A 24,033-nucleotide genomic window follows, 5' to 3' on the forward strand; every position below is an offset into this window, starting at 1 on the left:
TTCTCGGGAATATTATGGCTGATGCAGAACAGCGGGTAAATTCACCAGCTCCAGCACCTAAAAAAAATCATCGTAAACGTGTAATTCGTAGTGCACTTTTAGCTTTATTGATTGTGATACTGCTTTTGGCATCCGCATTGGGGATTATGTTTTCTACAGACCGCGGCAGTAAATTTTTACTGGACCGGGTGCTGGAGCGACAGACCTTTATTGTATATGAATATGAAGGTGGAAACTTACTGCGTGGCATTACACTGCGTAATATTCTGGTTAAAGTGAAACAGGTCGATGTCAAAATTGACCGCGCCGAGATTACTTTGGGATGGCGGGCAATACTGCAAAAAGAACTGCATTTGAATTATGCCGACGTGCGTAATTTACAGGTGATTAATAATAAACCTTCTGATGGTAAACCATTTGAATTTAAAGATATCAAGCTTCCTTTTGTACTTCGAGTAGATAATGGAACAGTTGACCATTTACTGATTAAAACCACCACCTCTGCAGTGGATTTTTATAATATTGAATTAAATGATGCTCTCTGGTCAGGTACTGAGCTGAACTTCGAGCGTTCACGTATGGATATGGGCTATTTAAGTCTGCGCAATGCAACAGGCCGGATTATCTTTTCAGGTAATTATCCATTAAATGCCATTGGTGATTTGAATATTCCCGCTTTAAGAAATAACCTTAATATTCATGATATTAAAATAGTAGCTAAGGGTAGTCTGGACAGTGTTCAGGCGGGTGTGGCCACTAATACTCCAGATTTGCTTACTGGCTGGGTAGTCTTGCATCCGGTACGTGAACATGTGCCTATGTTTGGTGAGCTACAGTTGAATAATTATCACTGGCCTTTAATGACCGAGCAGAAACTGTTCAGTGAAAAAGGCGTAGCAAAGTTTAATGGAGATATTAAACAGCTTGATCTAGATATAAATACCGATCTGAGCGGTAAAGATATTCCTAAAGGTCAATATAATGCCTTGATGAATACTGACTTAGTCAATCAGCTTAATATTACCAATTTAAATGGCCAGCTAATGGGCGGTTCAATTAATCTGGCAGGCAGAGTCGGTTGGGACGAACAGGTAACCTGGGATTTAAAAGGCCGCGCAGACCGTCTTAGTCCAGATAATAAAATTTTGCCTCAAGCCGTACGAGATTTCTTGCCACCCTCTCTAGATGCGAATCTTGCCTCTAGCGGTACACTGGAAAACGGGTTGCATGCTACCGGTCTTATAGACTTTGACCGTTATGAAACCTGGAATTTGAAACTGGACCAAAACGCTGGGGAGACAGGACGTCCACAACCTATGTTGCTGGATGTGCGCTGGAATAATATTGATCGTGCCGTACCTTATGTGGGCTGGTTAAGCAGTGAATCCGGCCGCGTTAATCTAGCCTTGGTCGAAGGTCAGCAGAATATCCATGTGGCAACAGTAGTCCGCCGTAATGAAGAAGGTATGTTGCCACCGGGTCAATATAATGCTCAACTCAATCTGAAAAATAATATTCTCAATGTACCTGCGTTCAGCTATAAGGCAGCTCAAGGTGGTCTGAGTGGGCATGCCAAAGTTTTACTTCCGCATGAGAAGCGTCGGTTAAGCTGGAATGCTTTTATAAAAGCCCAGAACTTTAACCCGCAAACTGTTGTTGCCAGTGCGCCTGTCAATTTATTAAATGGTTCAGTCAGCGGTAGCGGCTATGCACGGCCAAACCAGCAGATTATTCAACTTAAGAATATCAATCTGTCTGGTCGACTGGCCCAAAATAAGCAGGAAACTGTGCAGCTCAGTGGTAACAGTAATATTGCCTTGCTATTCCGGGATGAGAAGTCTGGCGGAGGGCTACGCGGTTTTGGTGTAAATTACGATGGTTCGCTTAATGCCTTTAACCAAGGTAAGGGCTTGTTGAAATTACGCATGTCAGGTACACCAGAACTTATACGAATTAAAGAGCTGCAACACAAGGGAATAGCCGGACAAATACAGGCTAATGGTCTGCTTAATTTGAAAAATGGAATAAGCTGGGACCTAAATGCTTCATTAATCCGGTTTAAACCGCACTATTTTGTTTCTAGCGTTAAGGGTGAGTTGTCTGGAAATATCAAGACACAAGGGGTTTGGTCAGATACTTTAAAACGTATTAACCTTCAGAAACTAAATCTTGCAGGATTTATTAATAACCGGCCTGTACGAGGACGGGGCAATCTAGCGGTAGTCATTGACTCCAGGCAGCAAGGTCTTTTGCCTCAGCAGTTTGAAGCTAATAACCTGTTCCTGGCATATGGTAAAAATCAGGTACAGGCAACAGGTAATGCCCAGAACCTGAGAATCAAAATTAATGCGCCTGCATTATATGAGCTTTACAGCGGCTTACGTGGTCGTGCTTATGGCTATGTTAATTTACAGGCCCAACCCCGCTTAAGACTGACTACAAATCTGGTAATGGATAATCTGGCACTGAACAATCTGTTCAGTATACGCAAGCTCTCGGTTCGGGGTGAGTTGCCATCTTCAGATACAGCACCTACAGTTTTGACTGGACGTCTTGAAAACCTGCGCCGTGGTGACCGAGAAATTCGTGAAGGAGTGATTCGGATTGCGGGTACCCGTAAAGCCCATGTGATGACAGCTGAGGCAAATAACCGCCATACTCGTTTTTTTGTACGTTTGGCAGGTGGTTTTAATACACAAAATGACTGGTTAGGCCAGATACAGCAAGGGGATTTCAACTCGACACGTACACATCTGGTTCAGCAGCAAAATGCTCCGGTAATTTATTCGGCTGCGCGTACTGAACTTTATGTTGGGCAGCATTGCTGGGCCAGTCAGCAAAGTCGATTATGTCTGGATCAACCTTTGCGTGTGAGTAAAACCAGAGGCAGTGCCTCACTGGTAACAACTAATCTTGATTTGAATGATTTTGCTGCATTTATGCCGGAAGGTCTGGCAGTTACCGGGAAACTGAATGGGTATGCAAGAGCATCATGGGCGCAAGGAAGTAAACCGAAAATTGATGCGCGGCTGGTTACCCGAAATGGTGAAATCGGTATGGCTGCGGAAGATCCGCAGGAAGTATCGACGGCTGTACGTTATGATGAACTGAGTGTAATTGCCAAGAGTATCAGTGAAGGATTGCAATTACGTCTTGATGTAACCACCCCAGCAATTGGTACAGGTTATGCAAACGTGGTTATTAATCCTTATCAGACCCCGATGCCAATGCGTGGTGAAGTCGCTTTTGACCGGATTCAGCTCAGTGTACTTAAGCCATTTATTCAGGATGTGCGTTCACTTAGTGGTACTTTATCACTTGCCGGAAAAATTGGTGGTTACTTAACCCAGCCAGAATTTAATGGAGATCTACGCTTAAAAGACGGCGCTATCAGCATGATTTCACTGCCAGTAAATCTGACCAATATCCAAGTTTATTCAGCTATCCGTCAAGATCAGGCCACCATTAATGGTGCTTTCAACAGTGGCCGTGGAGTAGGCTCTTTAACGGGTAGTGTGGACTGGCGTAATGATCCGAGAATTCAACTCAGTTTGAAGGGTGAGAATCTGCTCATCCGTCAGGCTCCTCTGGTAACTGCTGTAGTGACTCCGGAAGTATCTTTAGACGTATTGCCAATGAGTAAGCGTTTGACACTTAAAGGTAAGATTGATGTGCCACGCGCGCTTATTTCTATGCCGGAATCCAGTGCGCCAGTAGTAAATGTATCTTCAGATGTTCGTGTAGTACAGGAAGGCCAGGATCAGCTTTCAATCCTGCGTTCAGCCCGACCGTGGGATATCCGTGCCGATGTGCAGGTCAATCTGGGTGATCAGGTGATCTTTCAAGGCTTTGACAGTCGTATTCCACTGTTGGGCCGGGTTTATCTGACCCAGCGCGGTCTGGAGACTGCAATGAATGCTAATGGTGCCATCGGGGTGAGTCGTCAAGTAAAAATTGAAGCGTATGGCCAGCGTCTGGACTTGAATCGGGCAATTGCACGTTTTAATGGTCCTCTATCTAACCCGTCACTTGATGTTGAAGCCAGTAAAAATGTTCAGGGCAGTACTGTCGGGGTACGTGTGACGGGTACAGCATCCAGTCCAAATATCCAGATTTATAATGATGCTGGACTTTCTGAGCAGGAAGCATTAAATGCGATACTTACCGGGCGAATTAATGAAGGTACAACTGGTCTGAATAATGCAGAAGGCTTTAGATCCGATGTAAATAATACAATTGCAGCAGCGGGTATCAGTCTGGGGCTGGGTGGTACACGTGCCTTTACCAATCAGATTGGGCGTACTTTTGGTTTAAGTGGTCTGGCGCTAGATGCACAGGGCACCGGAGATGATACTCAAGTGAGCCTGACCGGTTATATTACGCCTGACCTTTATATCCGTTATGGAGTTGGGGTATTTACACCGGTTAATACACTTACCGTTCGTTACCAGGTGAACCGTCGCTTATATCTGGAGGCGAGCCAGTCGCTAGAACGTGCTATAGATCTATTTTATAACTGGCGTTTTTAATCTGTTTTCAAATATAGACAAACAGGACATTCTTTCGAAAATGTCCTGTTTTTTTGCAAATTCTAAACGGTAAAAGTAAATGAAATTTCAAATATTTTTATCCACTATTTCGTACAATAACTCATTAAATAAGTTATATACTTAATATGAGAACAATAATGAAACCATAATAGAATAATCAGGAGAATGAGTATGCTCGTGATACGAAATCCCGGGGTGTATCGCATGCATCGTGCTGTAGCCATTTTGTATGTCGCAGCTATTTTCATCCTACTATTTTTTGTACTGTATTTTCCGCAGGTGCCTGAAAAGAAATATATTAATCTGGCTTTTATAGTGTTGCTGGTTATGCTGGCACTGGCTCATGTCCGAGCCGCAATTGAAGTCAAATATGGCACAGATTATGGTCGGCGCCTGTCTCGCTTACTTGGTATTATTTTACTTTTTAGTTTTCCCATCGGTACGGCTATTGGTATCTATATATTAATCAAAACGAAAGCACAGTACTGGCAACCTTATAATGCCCGGTACTTAAGTTATGGTGATTAACTCTAAATGATCAGGGCTTCGGCTTTTGAGGGCTAAATGCTCGCTATATAGCATTGAAGTTGGGTATGATACGGGCCAAGAGGAGAGTGCAGATGAAGAAAATTATTGTAATAGGTACTGCTTTACTTTTGGCTGCCTGTAGCGAGAAACCCCCTTTAACGCCTGAGCAGCAGTGGCAAGGCTTTTGTACCAGTCTAGGTAATGCTGCACGTTCAATCATGCTAGACCGCCAGTCTGGGATTGATAAAGCTCGGGCACTGGAGCATGCTAACCGTGTGGAAGATCCACTAATCAAAGAAATGATTCTTAAAATTCTGGATCAGGCTTATCTTCAGCCAAGAGTTGAGGGTAAGCAGGCAAAACTTGATGTACAAGAAAAATTTAAACAGCAGGCCTATGAACAGTGCCTGAGTACACCACATGACCGGATGCCACAATATAAAAAACTATAACTTATATCTAACTTTATAAAATAGCCTAAGTATTTTAAGTAAGATGCTTGGGCTCCTTGGTAGTGCTTAGATTAAATCTTGAAAATAAAACTAGCTTTAAATGTATTTATTGAAAGCAAAATGCACAGTTAATTTTCAGAAATTGCCAACCCGACTAAAGATAATTGGAGAAAAGAATTTTTCTTCACTTTAACCTTCTATACTGTCATCTGACGACGGTCAAAATTTTAGTAGAGACAGAGGCTCAAGATCCAAGACACTTGAGAGATTATATGAATAACATTTAGTTATAAAATAATGGGCATCACAAAGAAACACTTTACTTGCATTAACTTTTATCGGGAATTTTAGTAAAATTTTACAGTCCATATTATTTGTGAAGCTTTGAAGAAGCTGGAATTCACAAGTAATTTTTTAAAAAAGAGGAATTACACCGTGCTAGAAGCTTACCGCCAACACGTTGAAGAACGTGCCGCACTCGGAATCCCACCGAAGCCACTTGACGATACTCAAACAGCTGAGCTGGTTGAATTGTTAAAAAATCCACCTGCTGGTGAAGAAGCATACCTGGTTGACTTGATTGAAAACCGAGTTCCCGCAGGTGTTGATCAAGCAGCTTATGTAAAAGCTGCTTTCTTGGCTGCCGTGGCAAAAGGTGAAGCGACCTCTCCATTAATTTCTAAAGAGCGTGCAGTTTACCTGTTAGGTACAATGCTCGGCGGTTATAACGTAGCCCCTTTAGTTGAATTACTTGATGATGCTGAACTGGCTGAACTGGCTGCCGAAGCACTGAAAAAAACTCTTCTTGTATTTGATGCATTCCATGACGTGGCAGATAAAGCTAAAGCTGGAAATGCAAATGCAAAAGCAGTTTTACAATCTTGGGCAGATGCTGAATGGTTTACTAGCCGTAAAGATGTTCCTGAAGAAATCAAAATTACTGTATTTAAAGTAACAGGTGAAACCAACACTGATGACCTGTCTCCAGCACAGGATGCCTGGAGCCGTCCAGACATTCCATTACATGCAAATGCAATGCTGAAGAATGAACGTGACGGTATCAATCCTGAAAAACAGGGTGAAGTTGGTCCATTAAGCCAGATTAAAGACCTGATCGCTAAAGGCAACCAGGTTGCGTATGTAGGTGACGTAGTTGGTACAGGTTCAAGCCGTAAGTCTGCAACCAACTCTGTGCTTTGGTTCTTTGGTGAAGAAATTCCGCACATTCCAAACAAAAAAGATGGTGGCGTGTGCTTAGGTGGTAAAATTGCTCCTATTTTCTTTAACACGATGGAAGATGCTGGTGCATTACCAGTTGAGATCGATGTTTCTGAAATGAACATGGGCGATGAAATCGTTCTTAAAGTCAATAAAGACGAAGCTAAAGTTACTGCGTTCAAAAACGGCGAACAAATCGCTGAATCTGAACTGAAAACTCCAGTACTTCTAGATGAAGTACGTGCAGGCGGCCGTATCAACCTGATTATTGGCCGTGGCCTGACAGCGAAAGCACGTGAAGCATTGGGCCTTGGTCCTTCTACACTGTTCCGTACACCTGTACAGCCAGCAGATACTGGTAAAGGCTTTACACTGGCCCAGAAGATGGTAGGTCGCGCTTGTGGTCTTCCAGAAGGTGAAGGTGTTCGTCCGGGTACTTACTGTGAACCGAAAATGACGACTGTAGGTTCTCAGGATACAACTGGCCCTATGACTCGTGACGAGTTAAAAGACTTGGCTTGTTTAGGTTTCTCTGCGGACCTGGTCATGCAGTCTTTCTGTCACACAGCTGCGTATCCAAAACCAGTAGACGTACAGATGCAGCATACGCTTCCGGACTTCATCATGAACCGTGGCGGTGTTTCTCTGCGTCCAGGTGACGGTATTATCCACTCTTGGCTAAACCGTATGCTTCTTCCAGATACTGTAGGTACTGGCGGTGACTCACATACCCGTTTTCCAATCGGTATTTCATTCCCGGCGGGTTCAGGTCTGGTAGCATTTGCTGCTGCAACTGGTGTAATGCCTCTTGACATGCCAGAGTCTGTACTGGTGAAATTTAAAGGCAAAATGCAGCCTGGTATCACCCTGCGTGATCTGGTACATGCAATTCCTTACTATGCAATTCAGGCAGGTGACCTGACTGTCGAGAAGAAAGGTAAGAAAAATATTTTTTCTGGTCGTATTCTTGAGATCGACCTGTCAGAAATGGAAAATGACCTGACTGTTGAACAGGCATTTGAACTTTCCGATGCTTCTGCTGAGCGTTCTGCTGCTGGCTGTGCGATCACGCTTTCTGAAGAGAAAGTTGCTGAATACCTTCGTTCAAATATCACCATGTTAAAATGGATGATTTCTGAAGGTTATGGCGATGCTCGTACTATGGCACGCCGTGTTGAAAACATGGAAAAATGGCTTGCTAACCCAAGCTTGCTTAAAGCTGATGCTGATGCTGAATATACTAAAGTATATGAAATTGACCTGGCTGATATCAAAGAACCTATTCTTTGCTGTCCGAACGATCCAGATGATGCAAAACTGCTTTCTCAGGTACAAGGTGACAAGATTGATGAAGTATTCATCGGTTCTTGTATGACCAATATCGGTCACTTCCGTGCAGCGGGTAAACTTCTAGACAAAGTACCTGGTGGTTCTTTATCTACTCGTCTGTGGCTGGCTCCTCCAACTCGTATGGATGAACGTCAGTTAATGGAAGAAGGGTTCTACAACACTTATGGTAAAGCTGGCGCACGTACTGAAATGCCAGGCTGTTCACTGTGTATGGGTAACCAGGCACGTGTAGCACCAAATACTACTGTTGTTTCAACATCTACCCGTAACTTCCCGAACCGACTGGGTCAGGGTGCAAATGTTTACTTGGCTTCTGCTGAGCTGGCGTCTGTGGCTGCTGTACTGGGTAAACTTCCTACACCGGAAGAATATCAGCAGTATGCTTCTCAAATTGATAGCATGGCAGCAGATATTTATAAGTATCTGAACTTTGATCAAATGTCTGACTATACATCTGAAGCAAGCAAGGTTGACACTAAAAAGATCTCTGCTGCTCAATTGACTTAATAAGCGAGAGGGAAAAGTCGAAAGACGTTTCCCAAGTGTAAAAGCAATGCTCTGATTTTCTTTGAAAATTAAGATAAGATGAGTTAAAAATAAGGGCTGAGTAATCAGCCCTTATTTTTTTGAGTAGGTAAATGAACAGTAAAATTAGTCAGATCATTCAGTCCACTCTAAATATTCTAGAAGAAAACAATAGTCATGGTAATAACTTCAATCTATTAAAAATCTGTGGAGTATCAAATAGTGAAGTATTCACCCATACCCCAATTTTGAAAGAGTTATTAGATCCTGAGGGAACACATGGGCAAAAAGATTTATTCTTAAAAAGTTTTGTAGAGTTTTTTAAATTAGATTTTAAGATTAGAGGTAATATAAAAACAAAAAAGGAGCAAAGATTTAATGATTATGGCCAGATTGATTTAATGATTGAAAATGAAGAACAGATAATTATTTTGGAAAATAAAATTTATGCTGTCGATCAATCTAAACAATTACAAAGATATTTTAACTTTTGTAAAAATTATGCTAAAAAGCAACCATTATTGATTTATTTAACGTTATTTGGAAATGAACCAAGTTTTTCTTCATTAGGTAATATTAAAAAAGTTGATAATAAGTATTTAATTCAAGCTAATAATGAGTTAATTAATATAAATTTAAGATGTTTAAGCTATAAGATAGATATTATTTCATGGCTTGAGGATATTAAGTCTCAATTTAATCACTTAACAAATCTTCAGTCAGCTCTTAATCAGTATATTAATTTACTAAGAATGTTGACTAATGAGCTGGTAACTGTAAATAAAGAATTAAAAAATATGTTATTAGAAATGACACCCAACGAACTTCAGGCGATTAAGCAAATCTCTAATCAATTTAACAGTAGTAATTATAGAGGAGACTTACTTTTTAAATTATTTGCATATTTTGAACATAAATTTATTGAAACAGGAAATTATGAAATATCTCCTGAATTCCAAGATATACATTATACATTTAAAAATTGCCAACAATGGTTTAAGCAGCTTAGTAATATTAATCCAGAAAGTAAAAGGAATGTTATTGGTTGTGTATTAAGAAGCAAAAAAAATCTTCATGTTACTTTTTTGTTTGTAGCAGCTAAAGATAATTTACATTATGGGATCACGTTATCAGAAGAGTGTCATTTTAATTTGAATGATCTAGAACGTCTACTACCAACATGGGGGCAAGCTAAACAATGGAAAAAAATCCCTGATGGTCTGATTAGCAAAGGTATAGAAAATCTAAGAAATTTTTCTGGTGATGCATTTAAATTATTGGCTGTTAAAGATAATAATTTTCTAGATGATTTCATTAAGGATAGGTTGCAGGAAATGGATATTATTCTAAAGCTATAAAAATAAGAATTTTTTAGTATTATCAAAATCAAATTATTAGTATTCCATATATATGTTAAGTATTAATCTAATTGATAATACTTATACATATATATGTGGAATATTCAGCGGACCTTAAACTTAAGAAGAAACTTCATAAGTTTAAATATGATGAAATTCCTCGCAGGAGAATAATTTATAACAATCAAGTGAATAAACTATATGACTATATAGAGATTAGGCTTAAAAAAGAGAGTCACTCGGAAATTTACTGATTTTTTAGAGTTAAATTTTGAGCATATTTTTTAAAAAAGGGTTCACACTATAAAATTTGAAGTTAATTGATATTTTCTATATTAATATAATCTTTACAAGATAGGCAATAAGTTATTAAATTTCCTTAAATATGCTAGTTTAAAAGAGAATGTCTAAACAATCCCGCTTCCTCTGCATCGGCGGTTTCCTCAACGGAACCCAAGTCAAAGACCAAGGTGACAGCTTCGTCTGCGTCGAAAATGGTAAACAAGTGACTTACCATAAAAAGGAAATCTTCCATCAAGATGCTTGGGATCATGACTATTATGTCTGTGAAATTATCACTGACCAACAAGCTAAAAACTGGGTCTACGACATTGAAAGCTGAGCTGAAATTTTAGAGATTAAAAAGCCCTATAATGAGAAGCTGCTTACATAAGGTACTTCTCTGTTATTAAAAATAGTAAAATATACATAGTTTAAATATACGAGATAGCTTTTTAGCCTTTAATTTATTCAATCATGAGTAAATCTGCATTATTTGCCAGTTTTAGAGGACGTAAAGCAAAAATTGAACGGGTATGACGTACCCCCTTCATAGAATATAAATTTTTACGTAAGAAACGCTCATAGTGTTCTGAGTTTTTAACTGCTACTTTGACCAGATAATCATAATCGCCAGTTACCAGATGTGCTTCAACGACTTCAGGCATATTCGCTAAGGCCTCACTAAACTGGTCCAGAATTTCATCATCATGCCGTTCAAGTGTAATTTCGATAAAGAACAGCTCATTAATACCAATGGCTTTAGGATTAATATTGGCAGTATAGCCTTCAATAATTTTTAAAGATTCAAGGCGTTTAAGCCGAGTCCAGCAAGGTGAAGAAGAAAGTCCAACTTGTTCAGCTAGCTGAGCGATAGTTAAACGGCCGTCCTGTCTTAAAGCCGATAAAATTTTTCGGTCTATTTTATCTAATGTGTAATCTGTGCTGTTCAAAATTCAAACTATAGAAAATTATTCTGTTAATACTTAATATACTTAATTTTTGTACTGTATATAAGCAAAATTAACAGGAAATTCGGGAGATATTTTGTAAAATTTAACGATACACTATGGTCATAAAATCAGAGTCAATTGGGTAAAGGCTTTGATTAAACTTATAGCTCTTTTAAATAAGGGTGATTTAAAAGGGCTATGAGTTTCTCTAACTAATTTTATAGAATTAAAAACTTAAAATATAATTTAATAAAATTAATAATTACAAACTTAAACAAAACTGTCTTCGAGTTTAACTTAATTTAAGTTTTTGATAAAAATAAAATTTTTTAATATAAGTAGTCATTCTTAAAGTTTAAAATATAAATATTAAAGATAATTATTCTCATTTGTGATATTTTCTTAATTACTCCGCTCTTTTTGCTTTAACTTCGCATGTTATTTCCCTGCCATGATTAAACGCCGTTACCTGTTTCTTTTGCTTGTTCCTCTTGCTGTTATTTCGTTATTTACAGGTGTGGGCGAAATGAATATTACCGGATTACTGACAGGCAATATTCATGAATGGCAATTATTCTGGACCAGCCGTTTACCACGCTTAATGGCCATTTTAGTTGCAGGTGCAGGGCTGAGTGTTTGTGGGCTGATTATGCAGTCACTCAGCCGGAACCGTTTTGTTTCCCCAACTACAGCCGGTCTTTATGATTGTGCCCGGTTAGGTGTTCTCATCTCGATTATCCTGTTGCCAGCCGCTTCTATTTTTATTAAAACCGGTTTTGCAATTTTAGTTACATTGGCCGGTGCATTGGTTTTTATGAGTATTCTAGCCACACTCAAGCATCGGGATACCGTTTTTGTTCCTCTGGTTGGTATGATCTTTGGCAGTATTATTTCTGCATTTACGACTTTTATCGCTTTGCAAATGGACTTGTTACAAAATCTGGCGGGATGGTTACAGGGAGACTTTTCAACCGTTCTAAATGGTCAATATGAGCTGATCTATTTAAGTGTACCCATTTTAATAGTGAGTTATTTTCTGGCCAATCGCTTTGTGCTGGCAGGTATCGGAGAAGACTTTGCAACTAATTTAGGCCTCAATTATAAACAGATCTTATTTTTAGGACTAGTTCTGGTATCTGTCATTACTGGTGTAGTCATCGTCACAGTTGGAGCTATCCCATTCTTAGGTTTGATTGTTCCCAATATTGTAAGTCTGTATCTCGGAGATAATATCCGCAAGACTTTATCGCATACTGCAATTTTAGGGGCTTTATTGGTACTGGTCTGTGATCTGTTTGGACGTATAGTGATTTATCCGTACGAAGTTTCAGTAAGTCTGATTATGGGTGTACTGGGCAGTGTGCTTTTCTTGTGGCTCTTGCTACGGAGGTACCGTTATGCATAACCGTACCAAACTGATGGTTTTGGGCTTTGCTGTAATCATTATGGTTACCTTGTATCTCGGCTGGAATCTGGGCACAGGCTGGCAGTTTGCTGTGAAGCTCCGTTTAAAGACAATCATGGCAATTATTGTTGCTGGCATAGCGGTTGGGGTATCTACTTTAGTGTTTCATACTATTGTAAATAACCGCGTAGTGACTCCTCAGGCATTAGGTTTAGACAAGCTATATGAGCTGTCTAAAACCATGATCATTTATTTCTTTGGTGCAAGTACCTTACTGTCAATAAATTTTGTGACTGATTACCTGATTAGCCTGCTATTAATGGTCAGTTTTGCGCTCTTGCTTTACCGTTTTATTTTTCAGAAAGTCGCGCAACAGAATATCTACTTTCTACTTTTGGTTGGCCTGATCTGTTCAACATTGTTTGACAATATGACCACCTTTTTTCAGGTATTGCTCGATCCGGATGAGTTCCAGATAGCTGCTTATGCCGGTTTTGCCAGTTTTAACATAGTGAAAATGGAAACCGTAGGGTTAGCTTTACTCACTATTTTACCAATTTTACTTTATAGCTTTAAACACCATCACCGTCTGAACGTTATGGCACTGGGCCGTGACCATGCTCTTAATCTGGGGCTGGATTACGATAAAACCAGCCGTATTTTGCTGATTTTGGTAGTTCTGGCGCTGGCCTCAGCAACTGCGCTGGCTGGACCTATGATGTTTCTGGGTCTGTTGGTACTCAATATTACCTTAGAACTTTTTAAAACCCATCAGCATTATATTCTGCTGCCTGGCATCATTCTGGTCAGTGTCCTGTCTCTGGTCATTGGGCAGTTTATTGTCCTGCATGTGCTGAATTTTAAAACGACGCTGAGTGTCATTATTAATTTTGTCGGTGGAATTTATTTCTTCTGGATTTTGTTGAAGGAAAATAAAAAATGGCAATTGAGCTGAAAAATTTAAGCAAAAGCTATCACGGGCAGAAGGTGGTAAATGATGTGTCGCTTACTATTGCCAAAGGACAGTTTACTGCTTTTATCGGGCCAAATGGGGCAGGCAAAAGTACTTTGCTGTCAATGATTAGCCGTTTGACTCAGGTTGCTACCGGCGACGTTCTGCTCGATAGCCAGAATATACAGCAGATGAGAAGTACCGAGATTGCTAAAAAGCTGGCAATTCTTAAACAGTCCAATCATACGGAATTACGTTTAAGTATTGAAGATTTAGTGGCTTTTGGACGTTTTCCCTATTCACAGGGCCGCTTAAAAGCTGAAGACCAAAAGATTATTGATCAGGCAATCGCCTACATGGAACTAGAACCGTTACGGCATAAACAGCTGAGTGAACTTTCAGGTGGCCAGCGCCAGCGAGCTTATATTTCTATGGTTCTGGCACAGGATACAGATTATATCCTGCTGGATGAACCTTTAAACAATCTGGACATGAAGCACTCTGCACAAATTATGCGGGTACTGAAAGACTTGGCGGTGAATCATGGCAAGTCAATTATTGTGGTAATACACGATATTAATTTTGCCTCGGTCTATGCCGACCAGATTATTGCCATGAAAGATGGACAGTTACTTTATCAGGGCACACCCGAACAGATTATGCAGGAAAATGTACTGCAGCATATTTTTGATTTTGCGATTCCAATTCAGCAAGTTCAGCAACACAAACTTGGTCTGTACTTTATTAGCTAGGAGATAGATATGTTTTTTAACAAGAAGGTACTCGCCATTGCCTTGGCCGCTGTGGTTACTGCATGCAGCAATTCTAATATACCTTCTGAAGGTACAACACAAGCGCAGAGTGCAGATACCTTAAGCTTTAGTAGCAAGGCAGGTAATATTGATGTACCGGCTAATCTTTCAAGAATTGCAGTATTAGATACCAATGCATTAAATACCATTCATGAACTAGGAGCAGATGAGAAGGTGGTAGCTTTACCTAAAGGTACACCTTTACCAGCAGTATTAAACAAGTTTAATGACCAAAAATATGCAGATGTCGGTACAGTAAAAGAACCGAACCTGGAACGAATTGCAGCCAGCCAGCCACAACTGATCCTGATGAGTGGCCGAATGGAAAATCTGGTTGATCAGATCAAACAGATTGCACCTACCTATTTTATTGATATTGACTATAAAGACCAATTTAACTCTTTTAAACAGCAAACACTGAATATTGCTCAAATGGTAGGTAAAACAGCGGAGGCTGAAAAGGAACTGGCCGAGCTAGAACAGGATATTGCTGAAATTAAGCAAAAGACTAAAGGCAAGACTGCTCTGATCGTGCTGGTTAATAATAATAAAATTGCTGCCTATGGCCCGGGTTCACGTTTTGGTAATATCCATGATCTGTACGGTTTCACTCCAGCTGATCCATCTATTAAAGTAGGGTTACATGGCATGGCAATTTCACATGAATTCATTGCACAGAAAAATCCGGATTATCTATTCGTGATTGACCGCGGCGCAGCTATTACCGACAAGAAGGATGGTGCAAAACATATTCTGTACAATAATATTGTGAACCAGACCAAAGCTGCTAAAAATGGTCACATTGTATATCTGGATTCAAGCAACTGGTATTTAATGAATGGTGGACTGGGCGGTATGAAAGATATGCTGAAAGAGGTCGAAACTGCCTTAAACTAAGCTGTCTAAATTTAAAGCAAGAGTGCCAGTCAAGTCATCTTCACAAGTTATTTTTAAAAAGTTAAGTGATAAAAAAGCCCCGCAGTGCGGGGCTTAGTCGTATATAGATCGTGCTATATACTGTATGAGGCTCATCTCAAACTGCCTGCATTAAAACATAATTTAAGTTGGCTAGCGAGAATTTTCAGCTAAAAATTATTTTGAAATCGTTGCAAAATGACTTTTGAATTAAAAGGAACAGCTGCATACAAGCTCTATCTTATAGAGGCGAAAAATTGACCGATATTTAAGCAAGTCATTTTTAACTGGTCTGTAAGAGCTTTTGTTTCTTTTCAACAGCGAAAGCAAATAATAAAATAATTAAACCGCCAAGACTGAGCACGAATCCAACCCAGACAGGTGCTAGCCAGCCCATACCATGACTCAGTACCCAACCTCCTAAAAAGGCGCCCAAAGCATTTGCCAGATTAAAAGCAGAATGGTTCAGGGATGCCGCAACGGCTTGTGCTTCACCAGCAACGTCCATTAGACGGGTTTGTAAAGTTCCACCTAAGCCCATAACAGTCAGGCCGATGAGAAATAGAGCTAGAAACGCAGTATATAGATCAGAAAGCATAAAACTGGCTAACACGAAAGCTAAAGCTGAACTAACCAGAATACCAACAATAGTTTTATTTAAATACCGGTCTGCCAGCCAGCCTGCAACCAGACCGCTAATGACCATTCCTGCTCCCCATATTGCTAATGCTACAGGCACCACTTCAATATTTGCGCCAGTATATTCAGTCAGAATGGGTGAAACATAACTATAAACCGAGAACATCCCCCCGAAACCGATTGCACCGACGCCTAGTGTTAACCACATCTGAACATTTTTAAGTCCGGCCAGTTCTGTCTTGATACTCGCTGTAGCCTGAACCTGAATTTTTGGAATATAGAGTATGACCACTGCTACAGTTAAAAAAGCAATCAAGGCAGAGAATTCAAAACCGGTTCGCCAGCCAAACTGCTGACCTAGCCAGGTGGCCAAGGGTACGCCAACCACTGTTGCCAGAGTAAGCCCTAACATCATTTGTGCAACTGCCGAAGCACGACGCGAAGGACCGGCCAGCTCTGCTGCGACCAGAGCACCTACACCAAAATAAGCCCCATGCGGTAATCCGGCAATAAAACGTGACAGCATGACAGTTTCAGTACTATGCGCTAAAGCAGTTAATCCATTCGCTATCCCATAAAATAGCATTAAACCTATTAATAATATTTTACGTGGTATTCGGGCGCCTAAAATCGCGATTACCGGCGCACCAATGGTTACGCCTAGCGCATAAGCACTAATAAAATGCCCGGCAGCTGGAACAGAAATGTTGAGATCTGCTGCAATTTCCTGAATCAGGCCCATAGCAACAAACTCAGTCGTACCAATACAAAATCCGCCAAGTGCTAAAGCGAAAATGGCAAGAAAGAGCGAATAAGATTTTTTTTCGACAGGAGAGTCTTCTATTAGAGGCATAACTACTTAAAAAAATAACAAGAACGCGAATTATAAGGAAAAATAGGTAAAAAATATAAAAAAATAAAAAATCACTTCATATTTAGGTACTATTTTATCTATATATGAGAGTTTATTAATGAGTTTGATCAAGTGAGTAGGGAACTATTAAGTATTTAACGTATCTAACAGAAATATAAGCAAATTAGTTCGAGTTGGAGAAACATGCTAAACCAAATTTGATTTTTAATTAGTCAAAATAAAACTCTATAAAAACTTAAACTAAACAAGCTGATACATAAAGAACTTTCAACTAGTCGCATACTGAGGCTAGAACTTACGAAATAAATGATAAAGAAAATCAGGAAACCAGATGAATTATCAAATCGATGCTTTTGGAACCTTGGTATTAGCTGTACTGGTCCTGTTATTGGGCCGGTTTTTGATTCAAAGAATTAATTTCTTGAGACAGTATAATATTCCTGAACCAGTAGTAGGCGGCTTGATTGCTGCGCTTATTGCTTACCTGCTCCATAATTTTCTTAATATGAGTGTAAATTTTGACAGTAATGTACAGAATATTTTTATGCTCATGTTTTTCTCGTCAATCGGTTTGAGCGCGAGTTTAGTCAAACTGAAGAAGGGCGGCGGGGCCTTGCTGGTATTTCTGGTTTGTGTAGCTTTCTATGTACTTGTACAAAATGCAATTGGCATGAGTCTGGCAACTTTATTAGGACTTGACCCGCTCATCGGCTTGATTGCCGGATCAATTACTTTAACAGGTGGTCATGGAACAGCAGGTGCCTGGGGAGAGATTCTGGAAACCGAATATGGCATTCAGGGAGCGATTGTGCTCGGTATGGCCAGTGCGACATTTGGTCTTATTATTGGGGGAGTGATGGGTGGTCCGGTCGCTAAATTTCTAATCCGGCGTCATCAACTGGCAGAAGAAATTCCCTATAACCAGCGTGATGATGAAACACCTCCTGGGCTTGAAACAGATGTTGCGCCGTTCGAGTATCCACGTAAAACCCGATTGATTACTGCCAGTAATGCAGTGACTACGCTTGGTATGTTTGCCTTCTGTATTTATGCTGCTAACTGGATGACTGATATCAGTGCAGGACAATGGTTTGAACTGCCTACTTTTGTTTGGGCGCTGGCCACAGGAGTATTGCTGCGTAATATTCTGGAAAATGTTTTTAAAGTAAATATTTTTGATCGGGCTATTGATGTATTTGGCAATGCTTCATTATCTGTTTTTCTGGCAATTGCTTTGCTATCACTTCAACTCTGGTTACTGGCAGATCTGGCAGGCGCCCTGGTTGTAATACTCATTGCGCAAACAGCAGGGCTTGCCTTATTTACTATTTTTGTGACTTACCGCTTTATGGGTAAAAATTATGATGCTGCGGTTTTAAGTGCAGGGCATTGTGGTTTCGGTATGGGGGCTACACCTACAGCCATTGCCAATATTCAGGCAGTCACCAATACTTATGGCCCATCACACAAGGCTTTTCTAGTAGTACCATTATGTGGAGCATTTTTTGTTGATATTATTAATGCAGTGGTAATTCAGGGCATATTATCTTTTTTCTAATTTTCATTTAAAAAATAGACCTAATTTAAAGGTCTATTTTTTATATTCAGTATACGCAGACTATAAATTCAAACCCAAAAGCATATAGCAACTGACAGGCCAGTTGATATCAAATCTCTTTTAATAATTTATAGGTTTTTATAGGCATTTAACTGGTATATAAAGATTATAGGGTTAGCATTAAACTATTATGATCGGCTTGCTTTAAAGATAGGAATGATTATTTACCTTTATAAAATAAGCTATTAACTTAGGTAAATTAGTAGATTTCAATATAATGGGAAGGGCGAGAGAAAGTTAAATATTCTATCTTATTTAATTTCTTAACAGCTTGAAAATATAAAAAAAATAAGTGTAATACTGTCTGAATTAAAAAACCTTCATAAAAAATAAAATAGCCAATTGTAAACAGGCTAAAGCTGGCATCAATCTGATTTTTCTGCTTGTTATCTTCAACCGGCTGAGTTTTTTCCAGAAATCTATTCTGGTCAGTTTTTCCTTGTCCATAGTCTTTTTCTGCAAATTAATATTCATATTTTGCCTTGGTACCCGAGTAGTCAAGAATATTGGCTTAATAAAATATTCATCCTAATTTTTATGGGTAAAATTAACTTATTTAAGAATAATAAAGAAAAGTTATAATTGAGTAAAACTAATTAAATTCATGGTATATTGAATTTAATTCATTTGAACATTTTAAGTTTAATTTATGCTTGAGATCCGTCACTTAAAAACTTTACTGGCTTTACGTGAACATGGTTCGCTGGTGGCTGCTGCTAATGATTTATGCCTTACGCCGTCAGCAATTTCTCATCAGTTAAAGGAACTGGATCACTGGTATGGAACTGAAGTAGTAAATCGCCGAAGCCGCCCTGTAACTTTTTCTAATGTTGGGCAACGCCTGTTACGACTGGCAGATGATGTTCTGCCACAGATACAACTTGCACAAAGTGATATAACTCGTATTGTTCATGGACAAACTGGGCGTATTATATTTTCTTCAGAATGTCATAGCTGTTTCGACTGGCTAATGCCACTTCTCAACCAGTATCGTCATCAGTACCCAGATGTAGATCTGGATTTTGCTTCCGGCTTTGAAGCTAACCCTCATGAACTTTTGCAAACTGCCGAGTTTGATCTGTTAATTACAGCTGATCCGATTGCTCTAAAAGGGGTGGAGTATTTTCCAATTTTTGAGTATGAATCTCGTCTTGTGCTTGCCAGTACCCATCCACTGGTCCGTGTTGAGCAAATTACGATACAGCAGCTGGCTGAGGAAACCTTGATTACTTATCCGGTTGATAAACATCGGCTGGATATTATGGCAAAACTGTTTATTCCTGCCAATATTCAGCCCAAACACATCCGTACTACCGATCTGACCCAGATGCTGATTCAGCTGGTTGCCAGCGGACGCGGTATAGCAGCTTTACCAGACTGGGTGGTCAATGAATATGAACAGAAAGGCTGGGTCATCAGCCGTCGTCTGGAATGTGCGGGAGAGAAAGGCCTGAGACGGACTTTATATGCGGGTTATCGTACTGAAGAGAAGGAAAAGGACTATTTTGCAGGCTTTTTAAAACAGTTGCAGAAATTCTCTCATCAGCGTACACATTATTATATGTAAGTTAACTTCATGTTTAAGATGTACCAATAATAATAGATAACAGGCCTGCTGCAATTAGTGGGCCGACCGGTACGCCACGTAATACCGCTACACCGGCAACTGTTCCAATTAACAGACCAGCCACGACATCTGGCTGGTTAGACATCAGTTTTACACCGCGTCCACCGAGCCACGCTACCAGTAACCCGATTCCAATTGCCAGTAATGATTTCAAACTTAGAAAAGATTTTAAAATACTTTCGCCTGGAATTTTACCGCTAGCGATCGGCGTAAGCACACCAATAGTTAAAATAATAATACCAATATTTAAACCATGTTGCTGAAGATAGGGGAAAAACTGCTCTAGTGGCGTCATTTTGAAAACAATCAGTATCCCGGCTGCAATAGTGACAGCAGTATTATGACTAAAAATACCACAAGCCAACAAAACCAAAAGAACCATCAGGTTTACATCAAGTTGGGACATCATAAGCAAGTCAAACGTTGGGAGAAACGGACTGCCATTGTACTCTCTTTCCTTAAAGGCGCTAGGGCAGGTTAATGCTTGAGAAACGCAAGTAACTAAGACAGATCGCTAATATCAACTATGCTGTATTTAACTAAATACTTTAAAAACCCGAATCGCGGATAAGAAATTGACTTGAAAAATAAGAGGACTAGAGCCATCAGTTAAGTTACCACACCAAACTCACAACTCTAGTCCTGATGTTCGATAGTACCGAATTATTCTGCATAATTGATGATTTTTTTCTTAAATTTGAAGCAACTTATTGGGAGTTTCTCAAACAAAACCGTGGTTCCTTAAGAATCAGAACTGCTCAACTTACAATTTCAGAAATCTGCTTTATTGCCATTTGGTACAAATGCTCTCATTTCAATAATTTCAAAGCCTTTTTCACCTGGTTAAAAGAAGATAAAAGCCATTTATTCAAGTACTTGCCTTGCTATCAAAGGATGATTCATCTGATCAATATGCATGAATTAGCCCTACACGCTTTACATGTGGCACTGATGAAAGGCCAAGGTACACAATATTTATGGATTGATTCAACAACTCTGCCAGTTTGTAAAACTCAACGTATTCAGCATCATAAATCATTAGTCCAAATTGCATCACGTGGTAGAAGCTCAATGGGCTGGTTTTATGGCTGTAAATTACATATTGCGATGAATCAATTTGGTGAAATTGCCTGTTCTGCTTTATCGAATGGACATGTTGCTGACATAAAAATGGTTGAGCAATTGGTTGCTGGTATAGAAGCAAAACTTTACGGGGATCGAGGTTACATCAGCCAAGAATTAAAAATTAGATTGAAATATCAAGGTATTGATTTAATTAATTATCATCGAAAGAATATGCAGGCTATTCAACTTTGTGCATCAGATGAATATCACCTAAGACAACGCAATAAGATAGAAACATTATTCAGTTTATTGAAGGGGCAATACAATTTAGTGACGAGTAAAGCACGTAGTCTTCATGGATTTCTGAGTGGAATTTACGCCTCACTATGTGCATATCAACTCACTCATCAAAATAAGCCAACAATTCAAATTAAGGAATCATCGGCTTAAGCAGGATTCGGGTTTAAAAGGCTATAAATATTTTAAAAATAGAGGAAGCTCTGCCTAAATTTCAATATTTTCAATAAAAAATTTTAACTTATATGCTTCACTCTCCAATAGTTACGATCTGCTACTTTTCATATTGTTTGAGGTATCAAAAAAGAAAATAATAAGTTATTTATTTTATTTACCACAAGAGAGCAGATAACAATCATCAGCGCATTCTTGGTGGAACTTAGCTAAAATAAACCGATTATTTTGGAGAATATCTCATGTTGCTGGAAAAAATATTGCAATCTCAAGGTTTTGGTTCACGAAAATATTGCCAGCAACTGATTAAAAGTGGAGCAATTAGTATAAATCACGAAATTTGTGTAGATACTAAAGCAAAATTTGACCTGAAAAATTTTACTTTTAAGGTACATGGTGAAGAGTTTGAATATCGGGAAAAAGTATATATCGCATTAAATAAGCCACAAGGTTATGAATGTTCTCATCAGGCCCAATACCATTTTAGTGTATTTGATTTATTTGATCCCACTCTCCTTAATCGTGGAATCCAGTGTGTAGGCCGGCTCGATCAGGATACAACCGGGTTGCTGTTGTTGACAGATGATGGTCAATTTCTACAGGCTCTGACACATCCACGTAAACATGTGGCAAAAGTATATGAGTTGATAACGGCCAACCCTATTACGCCAGAACAGATTCGATTGCTGGAACAGGGCGTAGAGCTTCGTAATGATGGTATATTTAAAGCAAGCAATATAAAGCAAACCAGTTCTAATCAGTTGAGTCTGGCGATTCATCAAGGTGTCTACCATCAGGTAAAACGTATGCTAGCTGCGGTAGGTAATAAAGTCGAAAAATTGCACCGTAGTAAAATCGGAGAACTTGAATTACCTATGCTTGCCGAAGGAGAATGGACTTATCTGGACCAGACACAGATTGAACTGGCAAAGTCGCGTATGGTGCCATAGTAAAGTCTATCCAAAAGCTGAATCTAGGTTTTATGTATATAGGTTTGGCATGAAAAAACAATCAGACTTTGTCACTTTCCCCTAAAAGAGCATTGAGCTCTTCAAATAAGTCAGCATCATTCTCATCATCTGGTTGATAGGCTGGAGAAAGGGGAGCAGTTGCGTGCTCACTTTTCATCTTACGCAATTTGGTCAGCTGTTCCATATTAATACTGGGATTTTCAATTGCGAAAGGAATAGATTTGGTCAGTACGACTTGCTTGAAAAAAAGGCGGACTGCCTGTGCTGGTGTAATTCCCAATTGCTTAAAAACTGCAAAAGCCTGTTTTTTTTCTTGTGAGTCAAGTCGGACTTGATAAACTTCCGTTTTCCGCATGAATAATAACCAAGTTAGGAGAAAGAATTTTAGCTGTATTTTAACGCTACAAAATGTATTTTCAACGCTTTATATCAAGTAAATAATTTTTTTGTCATTACAGGTAAATTACAATAGCAGGTCAAATCCTGACTGATAGGTTTTTTTAACTAAATCTACAGGATCAATAAATGTTATTTCTTTAGCTAGTAGCTGCAAGGGCGCTGTAAAATCGTTATCTGATTTGTGCTGAACGATAGGATAAAAACTGTCATTTTGAATAGGTATTCCCAGATGATTTAGATGAACCCGTAACTGATGTTGTTTGCCTGTGCGTGGCTTCAACTGATATTTTGCCCAGTGAGCTCGAACATCTAAAAGATCAATCAATGTTTCTGTATTAGACTCTCCCTCCACTATCTGCATAGTATAAAAAGGTTCACCTTTGTCGAGACGTAGTGTTAGGTTTATCGGGAAATTAAGCTCGGGCTTAAAAGGCGCCACGGCATGGTAAGTCTTTTCTACCTTACGTTCAGCAAAGAGCTTCTGATATAAACCACGTGTTTCAGGACGTTTTGAAAAAAGTACTACACCTGCAGTTTCACGGTCGAGTCGATGAATAGGGGTGAGAGTCTCTATTCCGGTTTGTTTTTTCAAACGAACCAATAATGTTTCTTGTACATACTGCCCGGTTGGGCTCATCGTAAGGAAATGCGGTTTATCGACCACCAAAAATTCATCTGTTTCATGCAAGATGTGATGCTCAAATGGCACAGGTGTTTCCTTGGAAAGAAAACGATAGTAATAAATATGCTGATTTCCCTCATAAATACTATCAATCCTTAATTTCTGCCCATGTGTCGTATAAACCAGCCCGTCCTCGAAACGCTGCATCCATTCATTCGCATTAATATGCGGAAACTGCTGGGTTAAATGTTCATAGATGGTATTTGCCTGAGATTTTAGTGGCAGAAATACTTTACTGGCGCTAACACCATCGATCATAGGAGGTATAAAAACTGTACTAAAAGGTTTATTCATGAGAGCAATAATATATAGACAATAAGAACTGATCTTTATAAAGACCGGTCAAGATTAAAATTAATGAATATAGTATAGGGCAGCATAGGCTTTAAG

The 24,033-nt window shown here is 39.3% G+C and carries 19 protein-coding genes; 14 read left to right on the top strand and 5 right to left on the bottom strand.

The genetic code is table 11. The features are described from left to right. Positions 1–14: 14 nt before the first annotated feature. From N518_RS0107260 to N518_RS0107285, 6 genes are all read left to right on the top strand, one after another. Entirely contained in the window at positions 15–4,529 is a 4,515-nt protein-coding gene (locus N518_RS0107260) for a translocation/assembly module TamB domain-containing protein (protein WP_026444107.1), read from the top strand. 192 nt (positions 4,530–4,721) lie between these two features. Further along, on the top strand, positions 4,722–5,078 hold the full coding sequence (locus N518_RS0107265; protein WP_005025512.1) for a hypothetical protein: 357 nt from the start codon (positions 4,722–4,724) through the stop codon (positions 5,076–5,078). Between the two features lie 92 nt (positions 5,079–5,170). Further along, the gene (locus N518_RS0107270; RefSeq protein WP_005025514.1) at positions 5,171–5,530 is read left to right on the top strand and encodes a hypothetical protein; all 360 of its coding nucleotides are present in this window, start codon (positions 5,171–5,173) and stop codon (positions 5,528–5,530) included. A 435-nt stretch (positions 5,531–5,965) separates the two neighbouring features. Further along, entirely contained in the window at positions 5,966–8,605 is a 2,640-nt protein-coding gene (locus tag N518_RS0107275) for a bifunctional aconitate hydratase 2/2-methylisocitrate dehydratase (RefSeq protein WP_005014764.1), read from the top strand. A gap of 131 nt (positions 8,606–8,736) precedes the next feature. Next, positions 8,737–9,981, top strand: a complete 1,245-nt coding sequence (locus tag N518_RS0107280) for a PD-(D/E)XK nuclease family protein (RefSeq protein WP_017401194.1) — start codon at positions 8,737–8,739, stop codon at positions 9,979–9,981. A 403-nt stretch (positions 9,982–10,384) separates the two neighbouring features. Beyond that, positions 10,385–10,603, top strand: a complete 219-nt coding sequence (locus tag N518_RS0107285; RefSeq protein ID WP_017401086.1) for a hypothetical protein — start codon at positions 10,385–10,387, stop codon at positions 10,601–10,603. A gap of 124 nt (positions 10,604–10,727) precedes the next feature. Here N518_RS0107285 and N518_RS0107290 read toward each other — a convergent pair whose 3' ends face one another. Beyond that, positions 10,728–11,213 (bottom strand): Lrp/AsnC family transcriptional regulator, encoded by a 486-nt coding sequence (locus tag N518_RS0107290; protein WP_005025518.1) that lies wholly within the window; start codon positions 11,211–11,213, stop codon positions 10,728–10,730. A 451-nt stretch (positions 11,214–11,664) separates the two neighbouring features. Between N518_RS0107290 and N518_RS0107295 the strand changes: the two genes are divergently transcribed. Genes N518_RS0107295 through N518_RS0107310 form a run of 4 tightly spaced genes read left to right on the top strand, consistent with a single transcriptional unit; the run spans position 11,665 to position 15,279 of the window. Next, complete coding sequence (locus N518_RS0107295; protein ID WP_005025520.1) at positions 11,665–12,618, top strand: ABC transporter permease; 954 nt, start codon at positions 11,665–11,667, stop codon at positions 12,616–12,618. Next, a complete protein-coding gene (locus N518_RS0107300; protein WP_005025524.1) occupies positions 12,611–13,573 on the top strand; it encodes an iron chelate uptake ABC transporter family permease subunit in 963 nt (320 codons plus the stop codon). The genes N518_RS0107295 and N518_RS0107300 overlap by 8 nt, the downstream gene beginning before the upstream one ends. Continuing rightward, positions 13,558–14,322 carry an ABC transporter ATP-binding protein gene (locus N518_RS0107305; RefSeq protein WP_026444108.1) on the top strand — a complete coding sequence of 255 codons (765 nt, stop codon included), beginning with the start codon at positions 13,558–13,560 and terminating at the stop codon, positions 14,320–14,322. The genes N518_RS0107300 and N518_RS0107305 overlap by 16 nt, the downstream gene beginning before the upstream one ends. Before the next feature lie 9 nt (positions 14,323–14,331). Next, a complete protein-coding gene (locus N518_RS0107310) occupies positions 14,332–15,279 on the top strand; it encodes a siderophore ABC transporter substrate-binding protein (protein WP_005025528.1) in 948 nt (315 codons plus the stop codon). A 301-nt stretch (positions 15,280–15,580) separates the two neighbouring features. On the opposite strand, the gene N518_RS0107315 is transcribed toward N518_RS0107310, so the two are convergent. Continuing rightward, positions 15,581–16,789, bottom strand: coding sequence for an MFS transporter (locus tag N518_RS0107315; protein ID WP_017401085.1), 1,209 nt, complete (start codon positions 16,787–16,789; stop codon positions 15,581–15,583). A gap of 352 nt (positions 16,790–17,141) precedes the next feature. On the opposite strand from N518_RS0107315, the gene gltS reads away from it, so the two are divergent. Together gltS and N518_RS0107330 are read left to right on the top strand one after the other, a co-directional pair. After that, entirely contained in the window at positions 17,142–18,368 is a 1,227-nt protein-coding gene (gene gltS / locus N518_RS0107320; protein ID WP_005014746.1) for a sodium/glutamate symporter, read from the top strand. Between the two features lie 709 nt (positions 18,369–19,077). Further along, positions 19,078–19,995, top strand: coding sequence for a LysR family transcriptional regulator (locus N518_RS0107330; RefSeq protein ID WP_005025533.1), 918 nt, complete (start codon positions 19,078–19,080; stop codon positions 19,993–19,995). Positions 19,996–20,008: 13 nt separating this feature from the next. Here N518_RS0107330 and N518_RS0107335 read toward each other — a convergent pair whose 3' ends face one another. Further along, the gene (locus tag N518_RS0107335; protein WP_005014743.1) at positions 20,009–20,464 is read right to left on the bottom strand and encodes a DUF441 domain-containing protein; all 456 of its coding nucleotides are present in this window, start codon (positions 20,462–20,464) and stop codon (positions 20,009–20,011) included. A gap of 236 nt (positions 20,465–20,700) precedes the next feature. Here N518_RS0107335 and N518_RS0107340 point away from each other — a divergent pair, with 236 nt between their 5' ends. Together N518_RS0107340 and N518_RS0107345 are read left to right on the top strand one after the other, a co-directional pair. Next, entirely contained in the window at positions 20,701–21,570 is an 870-nt protein-coding gene (locus N518_RS0107340; RefSeq protein WP_005025536.1) for an IS982 family transposase, read from the top strand. Positions 21,571–21,833: 263 nt separating this feature from the next. Beyond that, positions 21,834–22,541, top strand: a complete 708-nt coding sequence (locus tag N518_RS0107345; RefSeq protein ID WP_005025539.1) for a pseudouridine synthase — start codon at positions 21,834–21,836, stop codon at positions 22,539–22,541. A 61-nt stretch (positions 22,542–22,602) separates the two neighbouring features. Here N518_RS0107345 and N518_RS0107350 read toward each other — a convergent pair whose 3' ends face one another. Together N518_RS0107350 and N518_RS0107355 are read right to left on the bottom strand one after the other, a co-directional pair. Then, positions 22,603–22,917 carry a type II toxin-antitoxin system RelB/DinJ family antitoxin gene (locus N518_RS0107350; protein WP_005014739.1) on the bottom strand — a complete coding sequence of 105 codons (315 nt, stop codon included), beginning with the start codon at positions 22,915–22,917 and terminating at the stop codon, positions 22,603–22,605. 108 nt (positions 22,918–23,025) lie between these two features. Further along, complete coding sequence (locus tag N518_RS0107355; RefSeq protein ID WP_005025541.1) at positions 23,026–23,937, bottom strand: pseudouridine synthase; 912 nt, start codon at positions 23,935–23,937, stop codon at positions 23,026–23,028. Positions 23,938–24,033: the final 96 nt, after the last annotated feature.

This window comes from Acinetobacter sp. UNC436CL71CviS28, from assembly GCF_000620525.1.
Lineage (GTDB): Bacteria > Pseudomonadota > Gammaproteobacteria > Pseudomonadales > Moraxellaceae > Acinetobacter > Acinetobacter radioresistens.

Coding starts and splice junctions, on each gene's coding strand:
- N518_RS0107350 (WP_005014739.1), bottom strand. CDS start 22,917: ATGCGGAAAACGGAAGTTTATCAAGTCCGACTTGACTCACAAGAAAAA.
- N518_RS0107310 (WP_005025528.1), top strand. CDS start 14,332: ATGTTTTTTAACAAGAAGGTACTCGCCATTGCCTTGGCCGCTGTGGTT.
- N518_RS0107280 (WP_017401194.1), top strand. CDS start 8,737: ATGAACAGTAAAATTAGTCAGATCATTCAGTCCACTCTAAATATTCTA.
- N518_RS0107305 (WP_026444108.1), top strand. CDS start 13,558: ATGGCAATTGAGCTGAAAAATTTAAGCAAAAGCTATCACGGGCAGAAG.
- N518_RS0107355 (WP_005025541.1), bottom strand. CDS start 23,937: ATGAATAAACCTTTTAGTACAGTTTTTATACCTCCTATGATCGATGGT.
- N518_RS0107260 (WP_026444107.1), top strand. CDS start 15: ATGGCTGATGCAGAACAGCGGGTAAATTCACCAGCTCCAGCACCTAAA.
- N518_RS0107295 (WP_005025520.1), top strand. CDS start 11,665: ATGATTAAACGCCGTTACCTGTTTCTTTTGCTTGTTCCTCTTGCTGTT.
- gltS (WP_005014746.1), top strand. CDS start 17,142: ATGAATTATCAAATCGATGCTTTTGGAACCTTGGTATTAGCTGTACTG.
- N518_RS0107340 (WP_005025536.1), top strand. CDS start 20,701: ATGTTCGATAGTACCGAATTATTCTGCATAATTGATGATTTTTTTCTT.
- N518_RS0107330 (WP_005025533.1), top strand. CDS start 19,078: ATGCTTGAGATCCGTCACTTAAAAACTTTACTGGCTTTACGTGAACAT.
- N518_RS0107265 (WP_005025512.1), top strand. CDS start 4,722: ATGCTCGTGATACGAAATCCCGGGGTGTATCGCATGCATCGTGCTGTA.
- N518_RS0107300 (WP_005025524.1), top strand. CDS start 12,611: ATGCATAACCGTACCAAACTGATGGTTTTGGGCTTTGCTGTAATCATT.
- N518_RS0107335 (WP_005014743.1), bottom strand. CDS start 20,464: ATGATGTCCCAACTTGATGTAAACCTGATGGTTCTTTTGGTTTTGTTG.
- N518_RS0107315 (WP_017401085.1), bottom strand. CDS start 16,789: ATGCCTCTAATAGAAGACTCTCCTGTCGAAAAAAAATCTTATTCGCTC.
- N518_RS0107285 (WP_017401086.1), top strand. CDS start 10,385: ATGTCTAAACAATCCCGCTTCCTCTGCATCGGCGGTTTCCTCAACGGA.
- N518_RS0107270 (WP_005025514.1), top strand. CDS start 5,171: ATGAAGAAAATTATTGTAATAGGTACTGCTTTACTTTTGGCTGCCTGT.
- N518_RS0107345 (WP_005025539.1), top strand. CDS start 21,834: ATGTTGCTGGAAAAAATATTGCAATCTCAAGGTTTTGGTTCACGAAAA.